A 15,784-nucleotide genomic window follows, 5' to 3' on the forward strand; every position below is an offset into this window, starting at 1 on the left:
TCCAACAACAAAAGAAAGTGCACTTCACCTTCACTTCACCGAGCGGGGGTAGGGTAGGCTCACGTTTTCAGTTGGAGCTTCACTCTATGCCCACCATAGTTACCCACGCCGCCGTACCTCTCTGCCTTGGACTGGGGCTTGGCAGCCGGATTATCCCTCCACGCCTGCTGCTGGCCGGTGTCGCCATCGCCATGCTGCCCGATGCCGATGTGCTCGCCTTTAAACTGGGGGTCGCCTACGGCCATGTCTTTGGCCACCGCGGCTTTACCCACTCCCTGTTGTTCGCCTTTGCCCTGCCCACGCTGGCTGTGTTGTTTCACCGCCAATTTCGGGCGAGCGCCGCTACCGTCTGGTCATTTCTGCTGGTCTCTCTGCTCTCCCATAGCCTGCTCGATTCCCTCACCACCGGCGGCAAGGGGGTTGGCTGGCTCTGGCCGTGGCGTGACGAGCGCTTCTTCGCCCCCTGGCAGGTGATCCGGGTTGCCCCCTTCAAGTTGGAGGCTTATCTCACCGCCCGAGGTGAAGCGGTGATCCTCTCCGAGCTCTACTGGGTCTGGCTGTCGGGGGTTGTATTGATGCTGATGTTGATGGGATGGAGGGTATGGAGAAGGGGGCGATAGTGGTGGGATTGGAATGGGGGCTGATTTTTATTTGTTCGGGGGCTTTTGGCATTCTCTTTCGCCTGTCCCCACCTCTAAATTGTGAGCGTTAGCGAACCCGTTGGTGGCCACGCTGATCGTAATAGTAACGAGTTTGAGTGATTTGTTAGGGGATTTCCTGACCAAATCCAATACGTTGCCAAGCTTCTCTAAATTGGGGCTGGTCGTATGATGTAGGTTGCAGCCAGTAAGATATGCGGCCATCTTTTTCACCACGGTGAGCCAATGCCTTTACTTCCTCTGGACGTAGCACGAATACATTTGGCTCTTTTGAAACATTGTTTACGACAAGCCAGAAATCACCCATTACTTTATCAAGGGTGTTTCCCAGTGGCACTGGGTTACGCTTTGAAAGTGCCTTTACTTGAACTCCTATAAAATTAGTACCTTCTTTATTGTAAGCAATTATGTCAACGCCTCTTGCGTTCCTAGCGGTTGGCATCACATTCCAGCCCATACAAGAAAGCCTGTAACAGGCGTAGTACATACCAATATTGCCGGTTACTTGAGTTTCAAATTTCATGTTGAATTCCTTGTTCTCCTATATGCCACCTAAGGTCATCATATTGATGGGTATGTTAGGCGAATTTTATAAATTAGTCAGTCGATAAAGTACTTCGCTACTAAAAGGGTTACCATTTTCTTGTTCTCTATCAGAAAGAGAAATTAAGTAATCTGTTACCCAGCGATATTTACTATAAGTCGAGACACTTTGATATAAATTTTTTTCTAGGTGTCCAATGATTTCTATTAAACAACTATGGTCGTTTTGCTGAGATATATTTGATAGGTAATCTATGAATAAAGGCGTGTCTTGTTTAATTCTAGTGATTGGTTTACCGTTTGGGTTCGTCCAGTTGTATAGAATATTATCACACCAATTAGAGTAATTTAGGCCACCCACGTCAATCTTATTCATTTTTTCAATAAATGAAGTTGCACTTTGAAATGAAAAATTTTTTATGATTTTACTATCTAGAATTACTCTTGGGTAAATAGCTGAGTTTTCTTCTAGAAGATAAGCATTGACGAACGCTGGACCAACAACTTGATGTTTTTCTTCATTAAAATATGTATCTCCTGTAGTTATTGCACCTCTTACCCAAATGTTGTTTATTGCCAAGTTTTGTTGAAGTTTAGCTATGGCAATACATAAATGAAGTAATCGATCTAAGTCACTCTCAATATCCCCGAGCAATGGGACAGATAAAATTATAGAGTCACTTATTATGATTGATTTTATAGGCTTTTTTAATTGTATATTTTTTAGCTCTGAAAGAGAATTGTTTACCACTTCAAAGTATTTATTTATGGTAGTTTCATCTGAATTGAAAACCATATTTTTGAAACCAAGAACATCAATAAATGCAACATAGCTTTTCTCGTACGATATTTTTTCGTAATGGTTCATTGTTGAGATTATTCCATGTAGATAAGTGCCAAAACTGTAATTATGTAGGTTTGATTTTTTGCTAATTATTCAATCGAAATCTTTAAGCTTTGCATTTTTTAAGTCATGTGGGAGATATTGAATCCAACGATTTAAACCGTCTATTTGATTTTGAGTCAAACAGCAATTTTTTCGCAAATGTTTTTTTAATGATGTAACGAATGAAATTCCATCTTCCTTGTTGTTTTTTATTAGGTAGGCACATGTCCGATTTAATATGAAATTATATGCATGACATGTTGATAAATTTTTTAGTGATAATTTTTCATCGATTTTTTTTGTTGAGTATGACTCTATATTTAATATGTGTTTTATGTCATTGTCTGATAAATTGCCATTCTGTAGATATGTACGGTAATAGTTATTTAAAGTCACGTATGAAAGAGGGCGGTTATTTAAGTTAAAGTCATGAAGTAATTCTTCACGTAGCAATAAATAAGCAATAGCTAATGATTTTTTTTGATCATTATTTGCTGTACCTGTACCTGTACCTGTACCTGTACCTGTACCTGTACCTGTACCTGCAAGAGACACTAGAGACTTTGTTAAGTCCGGTACGTCTTTGATGTTATTTTTTCCATGCATTTCAGCACAATGTCGCCCACCATAATGAATAACACCATTTGCATCTTGCATATAGTAGGCTGTACCCGATGAAAGTATACGGCCAGTTCCACAGTAGGATTCAGTATCTTCGTTGACAAAATCTTTCTTTAAGATATTCATAGTTTTTAAAAGAACCCTAGTTAACGCTGCTCAATGATACTCTTCAAAGTAACCAAATTGGTGCATATACTCATTATACAAAGAACTAATCGTGTATCTTTAATGTCTTTTTCATATTCGTGAATAAATTTTTGAAAACTATCGTCATTCTTTCGTAGATGTTCAATCAAATCTGTAACTCGCATATCTACTTTAGGCTGCTCATCGAGAATGTGGGCTAGGTGATTTCTTAGTGAATTCAGTTTCTTTAAGGCAACCCACAGCCAAACCATATCATTACTTTCAGGAGTAATTGCCTCTGCCAAGCAAATCATCTGATGACATTCAAATTTACAACCATTATGGCCTCTCAAGGAGTTGGGGTGGGAAAGTTGTAAATTTACAATTTCACGTACTAACTCTTCGGCAAGCAAATGTCCTTTCAAAATCTGAAGTGTAATATCTCCATCAAAAGGGAAATGTTTCATAAATTTCATTTTTTCTAGGTCAGACAACTTTCAATCCTCTTATAAAAATAACATTCCCAGCCGGGATGGCTTATATTCCGAGCATCATGAGCAAGAGCAAAATTTCGTATGATGTACTAAAATTCGTAGGTTGGTGCTGAACAAAGTGAAGCCCAACGTTTCCCGCGAATATATATGAAAATCTGTTCTACGGTTTTGCCACATCCTTGTTTATCCCGATCTGGTTGGTGCAATCATGCTCGCTTGTTGGGCTTCGCTCCGCACCAATCTACAAAAACCACGCTACCGCCCCTGAGTTTCAGCCCCCAGTGCGCTGCTTTTAACCCGCGAGATAGCAACAATCGCTGTCATGGCGTTCTTTCGAGAGGTTGATTGTCATTCGGGTATCTTAAGGGGGAGGGTGGTGCGTTGAGAAGCTGGTTTTGGCGGGAATCTGTGTTGGATCAATAAATTAGTTATTAAGGCATGGGCTGAGTGAGCATCTTGTTTGGCTGGGTATACACAATCCCCTCACCCCAGCCCTCTCCCAAAGGGAGAGGGAGCATATCTGCTGTTAGACGGGGCTGCGGGTTGGCACAGTTTTGATCCCCCTCTTGTTCGTTGAGGCGAGTCCTCTTGTCCATCGGCATGTGCAGTTGGACAAGAGGATGAGCCGAAGGTCCCCGACGTCAGTCGGGCGAATAAGCGGGGGAGAAGACTTTTGGTGTGATTTGTTAAAGAGAGCGGGTCTTTCCAAAGTCACTCGCCCGAGCCCGAAGGGCGGGCGAAACTCTGTCAAGGGCGGCGCCCTCGTGTCCTGCGTGGCGAAGCCGCGCCATAGCATCATCATCAATTCCGCGAACGTCTGATTACGCTTCGCTAATCAGACCTAAAAGGGGGGCACCAACTAGGGATGGTGGATAACAAAAGGGAGCCCGCTTGGGCTCCCTTGCTTGTCATGGGGGTGGGCGTTTGACTGAACGCTTAGCGCAGGGTCGCGGCCTTCATCCCTTCCACAAACTCTTTCAGACGAGTGAGCATATGTTCCGGGTTCTGGTGGTGGGTTTCGATGATCTTCACCACGGCGGAGCCGGAGATGGCACCGGCGGCGCCTGCGGCAATCGCTCCACGCACCTGAGCCGGTTCGCTGATGCCAAAGCCGAGCAGGGCGGGGGGGGCATTAAACTCGCGCAGGGTATTGATCAGCCCCTCCACCGGCATGCCGGCCTTGGTCTCGGCTCCGGTCACGCCGGCGCGGCTCACCAGATAGGTGTAGCCATTGCCGAGCTCCGCCACCTGTTTCAGGGTCTCGGCGTCGCCATTGGGCGGGGCGATAAAGATGCTGTCGATACCGAACTTGTCGGCAGCCGCCTTGTAGGGGGCGCACATCTGCACCGGCACGTCGGCGACCAGCACCGAATCCACGCCCGCCTGCTGGCACTTCTCGTAGAAGCCGTCAATTTTGCGCACATAGACCAGATTGGCGTAAACCAGCAGGCCAATGGGCAGCTGCGGGTACTTGGCGCGGATGCGGCCGAGCAGCTCGAAGCAGTCGTCCGGGGTGGTGTGGCTGGCAAAGGCACGCAGGGCGGCGCCCTGAATGGTGGGGCCATCCGCTACCGGATCGGAGAAGGGAATGCCGAGCTCGAGGGCATCGGCGCCCCCAGCGACCAGCGCATCGACGATGGCCAGAGAGAGTTCAGGAGTGGGGTCACCCAGCATCACGAACGGCACAAAGGCGCCCTGATTGGCCGCGTCCAGGCGGGAGAAGAGTTGTGCGTAACGGTTCATGACAAGGTTCCTTCTTTCTCGAAAATGTCAGCGACGGTGAAGATATCTTTGTCGCCACGGCCGGAGAGGTTGACGATGAGCACCTGCTCTTTTTCCGGTTCACTGCGGGCCATCTTGAGGGCGTGGGCCAGCGCGTGGGAGGACTCCAGCGCGGGTATGATTCCTTCGGATTTGGCCAGCTCCTGGAAGGCGTCCAGCGCCTCCTTGTCGGTCACCGAGGGGTACTCGGCGCGGCCGATGGCGGCCAGATGGGCGTGCTGCGGGCCGACGGAGGGGAAGTCGAGCCCCGCCGAGACGGAGTAGGACTCCTGGATCTGGCCCTGATGGTCCTGCATCAGGTAGGAGTGCATGCCAAAGAAGACCCCCTTGCTGCCGTGGCCGAGTGGCGCACCGTGCTCGCCGCTCTCGATGCCGTGACCACCCGGCTCGACGCCGATGAGGCGCACCGACGGCTCATCGATAAAGTCGGCAAACATGCCGATGGCGTTCGACCCACCGCCGACACAGGCGATCACCGCATCGGGCAGCCGCTCCTCCTTCTCGAAGCACTGGGCCTTGGCCTCTTCGCCGATCATCTTCTGGAACTCCCGCACGATGGTGGGGAAGGGGTGCGGGCCGGCGGCGGTACCGAGCAGGTAGTGGGCCGACTCGTAGTTGGCAGCCCAGTCGCGCAGCGCCTCGTTGCAGGCATCTTTCAGGGTGCTGGAGCCGGAGTGCACCGGAATGACGGTGGCGCCCATCAGCTTCATGCGAAATACGTTCGGTTTCTGGCGCTCGCAATCCTTGGCGCCCATATAGACCCGGCACTTGAGGCCGAGCAGGGCGCAGGCCAGTGCAGTGGCCACGCCATGCTGACCGGCGCCGGTCTCGGCGATGATCTCGCTCTTGCCCATCCGCTTGGCCAGCAGGGCTTGACCCAGCACCTGGTTGGTCTTGTGGGCGCCGCCGTGCAGCAGGTCTTCACGCTTCAGATAGAGGCGGGTCTTGGTACCCTTGGTCAGATTGCGGGTCAGGGTGAGCGGGGTCGGCCGGCCGGCATACTCGGTCAGCAGGGACTGAAACTCGGCGATAAAGGCCGGATCATCCTTGGCGTCGACAAAGGCTTTTTCCAGCTGGAGCAGGGCCGGGATAAGGATTTGGGGCACATACATGCCGCCGAATTCGCCGAAAAACGGGTTGAGCAGGGTCATGGCTTCTTCCTTGTATTAGCTAAATCGAAATATCAAAAAGGGTTGCGTTACAGGTTGCGCAGTGCGCCGAAGACGGCTGCAATCTTGTGCGCATCCTTCTGGCCCGGGGCACTCTCTACCCCGGAGTTGAAATCAAGGCCGAGGCAGCCCACTTGTGCCGCTTGCAGGGCATTGTCGGGGTTGAGGCCCCCCGCCAGCATCAGTTTGCTCTTGTCGAGTGTGGCCAGCATGGCCCAGTCGAACGCCTGACCGGTGCCACCGCTCTGGCTGCCTACTTTGGTATCCAGCAGCAGGCGATCCGCCGGGTAGTCGAGGTCGGGCAGCGGCTCGTCGCTTTCCTTGCCAAGAGAGACGCCTACGGCCTTCCAGATCTGGCAGCCAGCGGGCAGCAGCGGCCGCAGTTCCTCGATATAGGCGGCATCTTCATCGCCGTGCAGTTGCACCGCGGCGAGTCCCAGCGCATCCACCGTCTTGGCGATGGTGGCGGGCTGGGCGTTGCGAAATACCCCGACGTAGGAGAGCGGTGCGCCCGCCATCACGGCGCGGGCGGCGGGGATGTCCACATAGCGCGGGCTTTTCGCTACAAAGATAAGACCCCCGAACACCGCGCCCGCCTGATGGGCGGCGGCGGCGTCCTCGGCGCGGGTGAGGCCGCACACCTTGTTCTGGCCCAGTACCAGCTTGCGCACAGCCGCCTCCAGATCCGGCTCGGCCATCAATGACGAGCCCACCAGAAAGCCCTTGGCGTGGTGGCGCAGATCCGCTACCTGAGCGCGGTGGTTGATGCCGGATTCGCTGATCACCACCCGATCGCTCGGAATATCTTTAGCCAGCTGTTTGGTGCGGTTGAGATCGACGCTCAAGTCGCGCAGATCCCGGTTATTGATGCCAATCACCGGTGCCCCCAGCGCGATGGCGCGGGTCAGCTCCTCCTCGTTGCTCACCTCGGTGAGCACGCCAAGGCCCAGCTCTTTGGCCACCGCGAACAGGGCGCGATAGCCCTCGTCGGTGAGCACCGAGAGCATCAAGAGGATGGCGTCCGCCTGATAGTGGCGGGCCAGATAGACCTGATAGGGGTCAATCATGAAATCCTTGCAGAGCACCGGCTGCGATACGCGGCTGCGCACCCGCGGCAAAAAGGCGAAATCCCCCTGAAAGAACTTCTCGTCGGTCAGCACCGAGATGGCGGTGGCGTATTTGCCATAGATGTCGGCGATGGCCTCCGGGCTGAAATCGTCGCGGATCAACCCCTTGGAGGGGGAGGCCTTCTTGCACTCCAGAATAAAGCGGGTGGAGCCCGCCTTGAGGGCGCCTACGAAATCCCGATCGCTTGGGGTCAGCTCGCTCTGGAAGCTATCCAGCGGTTGGGCCAGTTTGCGGGCGGCAACCCACTCCTGTTTGGCCGCCACGATCTTGCCGAGAATGGTCTGGCTGATGGAGGCCATGCTCAGAAAAGCATGGGGGGCGATAAGGTCTGACATCTCGTTATCCTTGCGAAACTGGCTCTTGCCCTGCGGGCGTTCTGAATGACTGCTGTGCAATGTGGTGGCTGACATCATGCCTCCTGATGGCCCGCTTCCTGATGGCTCAAAGTGGCCAGCCGGGCAGCCAGATCCGCTGCCTTGCCACTCGCCAGCACTGCCAGCACCTCGGCCGCTGCGCTCTTGAGGTCTGTCGCCTTGCCCGCCATCAGCAGCAGCGGCGCCACATTGGCGGCGATGGCGGTGTTGTGGGCCTGGGTGCCACGCCCTTCCAGAATGGCGGCGGTGATGGCGCGGTTCTCTTCCGGTTCCCCGCCCTGAATGGCACTGACCGGATAGGTCTCCAGGCCAAAGTCAGCCGGGGTGAGCAGAAATTCGCGGATCTCGCCGTCACGGATCTGGGCCACCTGGGTCGGGCCGTGGATGGCAATCTCATCCAGCCCGGCACCGTGCACCACCATACCGGTTTTCAGCCCCAGTGCCAGCAGGGTTTCTGCGATGGGGCGCACCAGCTCGGGGGCATAGACCCCCATCAGCTGATAGGTGGGGCGAGCGGGGTTGATAAGCGGCCCCAGCACGTTGAACAGGGTGCGGGTCTTGAGGGCCTGACGCACCGGCATGGCGTGGCGCACCCCGGCGTGATACTGGGGGGCGAACAGGAAGCAGATGCCGAGCTCGTCCAGACAGCGGCGCGCCTGCGCCGGGCTCATGTCGAGCTTGATGCCCATCTTGTCGAGCAGATCGCTCGAACCCGACTTGCTCGAGACCGAGCGGTTGCCGTGCTTGGCCACTTTCAGGCCGCAGGCGGCGGCGACCAGCGCCGAGGTGGTGGAGACGTTGATGGTGTTGAGGCCATCGCCACCGGTGCCGACGATGTCGCAAAATTCATAATCCGGACGCGGGAAGTCGCGTGCTTCTGCCAAGAGGGCTTCGGCGGCGCCGGCGATCTCCTCCGGGGTCTCCCCCTTGATCTTGAGGGCGGTCAATAAACTGGCGAGCACGATGGGATCCACTTCGCCACGTACCACCTGGCCGAAGGCGTCGCGGGTACTTTCACGGCTCAGAGACTGACCCTGATAGAGGGTGTTGAGATGATGATGCATGTTGGTCTCCTTACCTTAACGCACGCTGCTTTCTGGACGGGTGATATGGGCGAGCGCCTGAGTCAGCAGGCGGGCCCCTTCCGAGGTCATGATGGATTCCGGGTGGAACTGGAAGCCCAGCACCCGCTCATCCTGCTGCTCGATGGCCATGGGCATCCCCTGATAGTGGGCAATCACCGTCAGCTCTTCCGGTACATAGGTGGCAACCAGCGAGTGGTAGCGGGCCACCGGCAGTGGGCTCGGCAGACCGGCGAAGGCGCCGTGGCCATTGTGCTCAATCAGCGAGCGCTTGCCGTGGACGATCTCGCCCGCCGCGCCGACGGTGCCGCCGTAGGCTTCGCACAGGGCCTGATGGCCGAGACAGATGCCGAGGATGGGCACCTGACCACGAGCCAGCTTGATGAGGTCGATGAGGCAACCCGCCTCGTGGGGGGCGCCCGGGCCCGGCGAGAGCACCAGCACGGCGTCCCCTTCGTAGGCGGCGATCTCGCTCATGATGCGGCTGGCCGGCAGGCTGTTGCGGTAGATCCGCACCGGATAACCGAGGGAGCGGAACTGATCAACGAGGTTGTAAGTAAATGAATCGAAGTTATCGAGCAGGAAGATATTAGTGGCTGTTGATCCGGTACTCATTGGCTCACGTCCTTATGTTGCTCCTGCTGGGCGCTCAGGGCTTGCAGAGAGGTGCCATGGCTGGCAGCGATGGCGGCCAGCACGGCGGCCGCCTTGGCGCGTGTTTCGTCCGCTTCGGCTTGGGGTTTGGAGTCATAGACCACCCCGGCACCGGCCTGCACATGGGCCACGCCATCTTTCACAAAGGCGGAGCGGATGACGATGCAGGTATCCATCTCGCCGGCACCGTTGATGTAACCAACCGCACCGCCGTAGCTGCCGCGGCGCTTGCCTTCCACCATGCGAATAAGCTCGCTGGCGCGGATCTTGGGGGCGCCGGTGAGGGTGCCCATGTTCATGCAGGCCTGATAGGCGTGCAGGGCGTCAAGGTCGGAACGCAAGGTGCCCACCACCTTGGAGACCAGATGCATCACGTGGCTGTAGCGATCCACTTTCAGCAGCTCCTTGACGTAGCGGGTGCCGGGCGCCGAGATACGGGCGATGTCGTTGCGGCCCAGATCTACCAGCATCAGGTGCTCGGCCACCTCTTTCTCGTCCTGACGCAGTTCCAGCTCGATGCGGCCATCGAGATCCCGGTTGATGCTGCCATCCGGGTTGAAGCCGCGGCGGCGGGTACCGGCGATGGGGTACATCTCCACATCGCGGCTGGCGGCGCAGAATTTCACCGCGCTCTCCGGCGAGGCGCCAAACAGGGTGAAGCCCTCATCCTGCACGTAGAACATGTAGGGGCTGGGGTTGGTCTGTTTGAGGCGGCGATAGGCGGCCAGGGGGCTCGGGCAGGGCAGGGAGAAGCAGCGGGACGGCACCACCTGAAAGATGTCGCCACGGCGGATAAAGCCCTTGAGCTTCTCTACCTCGGCGCAGAACTGTTTGTCGCTCTTGTCCACGCTCATGCCACCGGTCAGGGGCTGGGTGGTCAGCTCGGCGCTTAGAGGTTGCTGGCAAATCTGTTTGAAGTCGGTGAGCCGTTCGGTCAGGCGGGTGTATCTGTCTTCAACCTGGCTTTCGTCGCTGTCGCCGCCAAAGATGCAGGCCAGCAGTTGAGTGGTGCGCTCGATATGGTCGATGGTGATCAGGGTTTCGGCCACATAGAAGCAGTAGTCGGGGCAGTTGTTGCTCCCCTCCGGTACTTCGGGCAGATCTTCAAAAGAGGCGATGAGGTCGTAGGCGAAGCTGCCCGCCATAAAGAGGGCTTCTTTACCCAACTGGCAATCGAGCTCCCGCTGCAGGGTGCGCAGCACGTCCAGCACGCTGCTCCCCTTGAGGCGGGAATCTTCGTCCAGCCCCCGATCGGAGGCCGGGAAGTCGAGTTGCAATTCGCCATCTACCAGCGAGCGGGCAACCACCGCAGGCAGCCGCTCGGCCAGCAGGCTTTGCAACTGGGCTCCGTTGTCATTGAGGCTGCGCACCCGCACGGTGCGACCACGGCACTCGATGCGCAGGCAGGCGTCTACCAGCAGCAGGCTCTGCTTGCCCGCCTTGGAGTCGATCTCCACCGATTCCAGCAGCAGGTTGTTGGGGCGACCCTGACAGAGGCGGGTATAGAGCGCCAGCGGATCGGCCACATAGGGGGCGTTGAGCTTGAGGGTATCGAATTCACCCAGAGGAAGGCGATGTGTGGCTGTCATAGTGCGTTCCCTTGCGTGTGATGCGTGTTACCGATGTTCATGACATTGAATTCCTTAGAAATTTAATTGGTCCGGGGTGGCTGGTTCAGGGGCGCCATCGCCAGGTCAGCTTGCTTGTCTGAATTCTCGGTTTCATCACAGGTCCATTTGCCGGATAATAAAAAAGCCCGCTGGGGTCAGCGGGCTTTTTCTTTGGGTTCTTAATTTGCTGTCAGATTACAGGTACAGCAACGACCACACGCCCGCATGTCAGGGAGTGTGCCACCACCAGATGGTCAGGATGGAAGTCGTTTGCATGATAAAGTCCTGTAAAAAGATGTTTGCAATGAAGTGCCTACAGAAAACGATAAAGCCGCGGCCAAGTCAAGTCGCTTTTTAGCCTTCTTTCACCGATTTGCCATGAATGGTGACCTGACCACGAGAGCGGAATAACCTGATGAGATTCGATCTTCACTGCCATACCACTGCCTCCGATGGGGTGCTGAGCCCAGCCGAACTGGTGCGCCGCGCCGCCGAAAAACAGGTTGAGGTGTTAGCAGTTACTGACCACGATACCCTCGCCGGGCTTGATGAGGTGCGCCGCACCATCGACGCCGAGCAACTGCCGCTGCGACTGGTGAGCGGGGTCGAGATCTCCACCGGCTGGGAGCACCACGAAATTCATATCGTGGCTCTGGGGGTGGATGAAAAAAATCCGCAACTGACCGACTTTCTGGCTGGTCAGCTGGCCCGTCGCGAGGCGCGCGCGCTGGAAATCGGGCGTCGTCTGGAGAAGTGCCTCATCCCCGGCACCTATGAAGAGGCCAAGGCGCTCGCCGGTGACGCCGCCGTGACCCGTGCCCACTTTGCCCGGGTGCTGGTGGCTCGCGGGGTAGCCGACAACATGCAGAAGGTATTCAAAAAGTACCTGAGCCGTGGCAATAAAGGGTATGCCCCGGCCGAGTGGCCCGAGATGAGCGAAGCCATCGCTGCCATTCACGCCGCCGGTGGGCTGGCGGTGCTGGCCCACCCCAGCCGTTACGATCTCACCGCCAAGTGGATCAAGCGGCTGCTGGTGGCCTTCAAGGCGGCCGGTGGCGATGCCATGGAGGTCTCATTGCCCCAGCAGAGCCCGCAGGAACGGGCCAATCTGGGCCAGTGGGCCAAGGAGCACGACCTCTATATCTCGGTGGGATCGGATTTTCACTTCCCCTCCAACTGGACCGAGCTGGGCCGCCACCTCTGGTTGCCCAAAGAGGGGATGCCCGTCTGGCTGGCCTATCCCGGTCACTTTGGGCTCACCACCGAGCAACACGCAGAGCTGCTGGCGAGCCGGTAACGGCGCCAGCGAAGCAGCCACAAACAGGTTAAGGTAGTGTCATGGGTCTTTGACCCGTGACCATACGAGCGGGCAGGTATTGCTGCCCCCATTGCGAGAACAAGCTATGAGTCAGCATTTTTACGTACATCCGGAAAACCCCCAGGCCCGTCTGATCGGTCAGGCGGTACAGATCATCCAGAACGGTGGCGTCATCGTCTATCCGACCGACTCCGGCTATGCGCTGGGCTGCCAGATGGGTGACAAGGGCGCGCTGGAGCGCATCTGCCGCATCCGTCGCCTCGATGCCAACCACGACTTCACCCTGGTGTGCCGCGATCTCTCCGAGATCTCCACCTACGCCAAGGTCGACAACAGCGCGTTTCGCCTGATCAAGAACAACACCCCGGGCGCCTACACCTTCATCTTCAAGGCGACCAAAGAGGTGCCGCGCCGCCTGATGAACGAGAAGAAGAAGAGCATCGGCATCCGGGTGCCGGACAACAAGATTGCCCAGGCGCTCTTGGAAGCCCTCGGCGAGCCGCTGCTCTCCACCACACTGATCCTGCCGGACTCCGAGATGGCCGAGTTCGATCCGGAAGAGATCTTCGACAAGCTGGGCAAGCAGATCGATCTGGTGGTCAACGGCGGTTATCTGGGCGAGCAGCCCACGACCGTGGTCGATTTCTCTGACGACGAGCCGGTATTGCGTCGTCGCGGTGCCGGGGACCCGACTCCGTTTGAGTGATGTCGCTGAACCGGTGACAGTCCCTTCCGTCGAGACGGGGACTGGCGCCGCACTACCCATCGCGAAAGTCCTGGGGCAGCCCTATCACGAGCTGCCTCAGGACTTGTTCATCCCGCCCGATGCGCTGGAGGTGTTCCTCGATACCTTCGAGGGGCCGCTGGATCTGCTGCTCTACCTTATCCGGCGCCAGCAGCTCGATATCCTCAACCTGCCGATCCTGCAGATCACCGCCCAGTACATGGAGTACGTGGAGCTGATGCAGGGGCTCAACCTTGAGCTGGCAGCCGAATATCTGCTGATGGCGGCCTGGTTGGCGGAGATCAAATCCCGCCTGCTGCTGCCCAAGGCGCCGGAGCTGGAGGATGAAGAGGAGGGGGAAGACCCGCGGGTGACCCTGATCCGCCGCCTGCAGGAGTACGAGCGTTACAAGGTAGGTGCAGAGAGGGTCAATGAGCTGCCACGGGTGGAGCGGGAGATTTATATCGCCGCTGCCCTGCCCCCCTATTTTGGCGCCCTCAAGCCACTGGCGCCCGATGTTTCGCTGGTTGAGCTCGCCCTTTACATGCAAAGTGTGGTAAAACGCGCGACTCATTTTGAGCATCACCAGATCCGCCGCGAACAGATCCCGACCCGGGTGCGCATGGCGGAGATCCTTGCCATGCTCACGCTGGGGCAGACCCTGCGCCTTGAGCAGGTGCTGCGCGCCGAAGAGGGGCGCATGGGGGTACTGGTGACGTTTCTGGCCCTGCTGGAGCTGTGCAAGGAGCAACTGATCTGGATCCTGCAGGCAGAACCGCTGGGACCAATCCATTTCGCATTGGCCGAGCAGAGCGAGGAGGGCAACCGTGGCGCTGCCCACTGAACGACTCAAGACCCTGATCGAAGCGGCGCTGTTTGTGGCCGGTCGCCCGCTCAATGTCAGCGAACTGAAAAGCAGCGTGCTGGCGGATTATCCGGTGACCAGTCGCTATGTTCAGCTGCTGTTGGCCGAGATCAGGCAAGATTACAGCTCGCGAGGCGTCGAGCTCAAAGAGGTCGCCTCCGGCTGGCGCTTTCAGGCGCGTCAGGAGTATGCCGAAGAGCTCTCGCGGCTCTGGAGCGAGCGGGCGCCGCGCTATTCCCGCGCCGTGATGGAGACGCTGACCCTGATCGCCTATCGCCAACCCATCACCCGGGCCGAGATCGAAGCGATCCGCGGAGTGGCGGTGTCGAGCCAGATAGTGAATACCCTGAAAGAGCGTGGCTGGGTGCGCAGCATCGGCCACAAAGAGGTGGCGGGTCGCCCCGAGCTGCTCACCACCACCAGAGAGTTTCTGGATTACTTTAATCTGCAGAGTCTGGAGCAGCTCCCCGAGCTGGATCCGGAGCTGCAACCCCTGTTGCCCTCTGCGGTGGACGGGGAGAGCGATGCCCGGTGAATGGCGCCCAAGTGTGCCAATGTCACCGAGATATACATTTTTCAACTGTGGCGAGTGCTCCAACCGGCGTTTGTTACAGTTAACCCCGTTGCCCCTTTTACCAGTGGGCAGCGATCAACAATCAGGTAACCCCGATGAGTGAAAAACTGCAAAAAGTGTTGGCCCGCGCGGGTCACGGCTCCCGTCGTGAGATGGAGGCCCTGATCACCGCAGGTCGGGTCAGTGTGGATGGCAAGGTCGCCACACTGGGGGATCGCGTCGAAGTGAACGCCGTGATCCGGGTGGATGGTCACCAGGTCAAGACCCGTGCCGCAGAGGAAGTGATCTGCCGCGTACTGGCTTACCACAAGCCGGAAGGGGAGATGTGTACCCGTCACGATCCGGAAGGTCGTCCCACCGTGTTTGATCGTCTGCCCAAGATGGAAGGTGCCCGCTGGATCGCGGTCGGCCGCCTCGACGTCAACACCTCCGGTCTGTTGCTGTTCACCACCGACGGTGAGCTGGCCAACCGTTTGATGCACCCGAGCCACGAAGTGGAGCGGGAATACGCGGTACGTGTCTTTGGCGAAATCACCGAAGCCATGCTGCAGCGTCTGCGCAAGGGCGTACAGCTGGAAGATGGCACCGCCAAGTTCAACAAGATCAAACCGGCTGGCGGTGAGGGTCTGAACCAGTGGTTCAACGTCACCCTGACTGAAGGTCGCAACCGTGAAGTGCGCCGCCTGTGGGAATCCCAGGAAGTGCAGGTGAGCCGTCTGATGCGTATCCGCTACGGCGACGTCAAGCTGGACCGCGGCATCCCGCGCGGTGGCTGGCAAGAGCTGAAACTGCCGGAAGTGAACTACCTGCGCGGTCTGGTCAACCTGCCGCCGGAGACCGAATCCAAGGTCGATCTGCAGCAGGATGGCAAAACCAGCCGTCACAAGCAGGCCGCCCAGATCCGTCGCGCCGTGCAGCGTCACAAAGAGATGCAGGGCAAAGAGCCGCGCGCCCGCGCCACCACCGCCCGTCGCAAGCCGCAAGCCTCTACCCGCAACTCAGGTACCGGCAGCAAATAAGCCGATAGCCCGTTGCGAACTGCGTGCCGTTCAAGTGCGCAGTCGGCCAAGCAAAGGCCCGCACCAACTGGTGCGGGCTTTTTTGTATCAGCGCCCCTTGGCTGGTAAAAGGGTGGCTGGTGAGAAATTGAGGGGCATTTCTGTCTTCTACTTGCC

The 15,784-nt window shown here is 57.0% G+C and carries 16 protein-coding genes; 6 read left to right on the forward strand and 10 right to left on the reverse strand.

From position 1 onward, the window contains the following. The first annotated feature begins 86 nt into the window (after positions 1–86). On the forward strand, positions 87–620 hold the full coding sequence (locus tag AB5Y84_RS06850; RefSeq protein ID WP_368176634.1) for a metal-dependent hydrolase: 534 nt from the start codon (positions 87–89) through the stop codon (positions 618–620). A gap of 145 nt (positions 621–765) precedes the next feature. Here AB5Y84_RS06850 and AB5Y84_RS06855 read toward each other — a convergent pair whose 3' ends face one another. The 10 genes from AB5Y84_RS06855 to AB5Y84_RS06900 all read right to left on the reverse strand — a co-directional run bounded on the left by AB5Y84_RS06855 (position 766) and on the right by AB5Y84_RS06900 (position 11,107). After that, on the reverse strand, positions 766–1,182 hold the full coding sequence (locus AB5Y84_RS06855) for a hypothetical protein (protein WP_368176635.1): 417 nt from the start codon (positions 1,180–1,182) through the stop codon (positions 766–768). A gap of 66 nt (positions 1,183–1,248) precedes the next feature. Beyond that, positions 1,249–2,070 (reverse strand): hypothetical protein, encoded by an 822-nt coding sequence (locus AB5Y84_RS06860; RefSeq protein ID WP_368176636.1) that lies wholly within the window; start codon positions 2,068–2,070, stop codon positions 1,249–1,251. Positions 2,071–2,139: 69 nt separating this feature from the next. Continuing rightward, positions 2,140–2,835, reverse strand: a complete 696-nt coding sequence (locus tag AB5Y84_RS06865) for a hypothetical protein (protein WP_368176637.1) — start codon at positions 2,833–2,835, stop codon at positions 2,140–2,142. 20 nt (positions 2,836–2,855) lie between these two features. After that, positions 2,856–3,329 (reverse strand): hypothetical protein, encoded by a 474-nt coding sequence (locus tag AB5Y84_RS06870; RefSeq protein ID WP_368176638.1) that lies wholly within the window; start codon positions 3,327–3,329, stop codon positions 2,856–2,858. A gap of 936 nt (positions 3,330–4,265) precedes the next feature. After that, complete coding sequence (trpA, locus tag AB5Y84_RS06875; RefSeq protein WP_368176639.1) at positions 4,266–5,072, reverse strand: tryptophan synthase subunit alpha; 807 nt, start codon at positions 5,070–5,072, stop codon at positions 4,266–4,268. Beyond that, entirely contained in the window at positions 5,069–6,262 is a 1,194-nt protein-coding gene (gene trpB / locus AB5Y84_RS06880; protein ID WP_368176640.1) for a tryptophan synthase subunit beta, read from the reverse strand. The genes trpA and trpB overlap by 4 nt, the downstream gene beginning before the upstream one ends. A 47-nt stretch (positions 6,263–6,309) precedes the next feature. Continuing rightward, entirely contained in the window at positions 6,310–7,818 is a 1,509-nt protein-coding gene (gene trpCF / locus AB5Y84_RS06885) for a bifunctional indole-3-glycerol-phosphate synthase TrpC/phosphoribosylanthranilate isomerase TrpF (RefSeq protein ID WP_368176641.1), read from the reverse strand. Continuing rightward, the gene (gene trpD / locus AB5Y84_RS06890; RefSeq protein ID WP_368176642.1) at positions 7,818–8,846 is read right to left on the reverse strand and encodes an anthranilate phosphoribosyltransferase; all 1,029 of its coding nucleotides are present in this window, start codon (positions 8,844–8,846) and stop codon (positions 7,818–7,820) included. The genes trpCF and trpD overlap by 1 nt, the downstream gene beginning before the upstream one ends. 15 nt (positions 8,847–8,861) lie before the next feature. Next, positions 8,862–9,479, reverse strand: coding sequence for an aminodeoxychorismate/anthranilate synthase component II (locus AB5Y84_RS06895; RefSeq protein ID WP_252657389.1), 618 nt, complete (start codon positions 9,477–9,479; stop codon positions 8,862–8,864). Beyond that, positions 9,476–11,107: an anthranilate synthase component 1 gene (locus AB5Y84_RS06900; protein WP_368176643.1), complete on the reverse strand. Its 1,632-nt coding sequence runs from the start codon at positions 11,105–11,107 to the stop codon at positions 9,476–9,478. The genes AB5Y84_RS06895 and AB5Y84_RS06900 overlap by 4 nt, the downstream gene beginning before the upstream one ends. Before the next feature lie 436 nt (positions 11,108–11,543). Between AB5Y84_RS06900 and AB5Y84_RS06905 the strand changes: the two genes are divergently transcribed. From AB5Y84_RS06905 to rluB, 5 genes are all read left to right on the forward strand, one after another. Beyond that, positions 11,544–12,425 carry a PHP domain-containing protein gene (locus AB5Y84_RS06905; protein WP_335833053.1) on the forward strand — a complete coding sequence of 294 codons (882 nt, stop codon included), beginning with the start codon at positions 11,544–11,546 and terminating at the stop codon, positions 12,423–12,425. Between the two features lie 106 nt (positions 12,426–12,531). Beyond that, positions 12,532–13,152 carry an L-threonylcarbamoyladenylate synthase gene (locus tag AB5Y84_RS06910; protein ID WP_005338129.1) on the forward strand — a complete coding sequence of 207 codons (621 nt, stop codon included), beginning with the start codon at positions 12,532–12,534 and terminating at the stop codon, positions 13,150–13,152. Then, positions 13,145–14,014, forward strand: a complete 870-nt coding sequence (locus AB5Y84_RS06915; RefSeq protein WP_368176644.1) for a ScpA family protein — start codon at positions 13,145–13,147, stop codon at positions 14,012–14,014. Before AB5Y84_RS06910 ends, AB5Y84_RS06915 begins: the two co-directional genes overlap by 8 nt. After that, the gene (scpB, locus tag AB5Y84_RS06920) at positions 13,998–14,570 is read left to right on the forward strand and encodes an SMC-Scp complex subunit ScpB (RefSeq protein WP_368176645.1); all 573 of its coding nucleotides are present in this window, start codon (positions 13,998–14,000) and stop codon (positions 14,568–14,570) included. The genes AB5Y84_RS06915 and scpB overlap by 17 nt, the downstream gene beginning before the upstream one ends. 134 nt (positions 14,571–14,704) lie before the next feature. After that, positions 14,705–15,628, forward strand: a complete 924-nt coding sequence (gene rluB / locus AB5Y84_RS06925) for a 23S rRNA pseudouridine(2605) synthase RluB (RefSeq protein WP_005347347.1) — start codon at positions 14,705–14,707, stop codon at positions 15,626–15,628. The last annotated feature ends 156 nt before the right edge of the window (positions 15,629–15,784 follow it).

It is taken from the genome of Aeromonas sp. s11 (genome assembly GCF_040907945.1).
GTDB classification, from domain to species: Bacteria; Pseudomonadota; Gammaproteobacteria; order Enterobacterales; family Aeromonadaceae; genus Aeromonas; species Aeromonas veronii.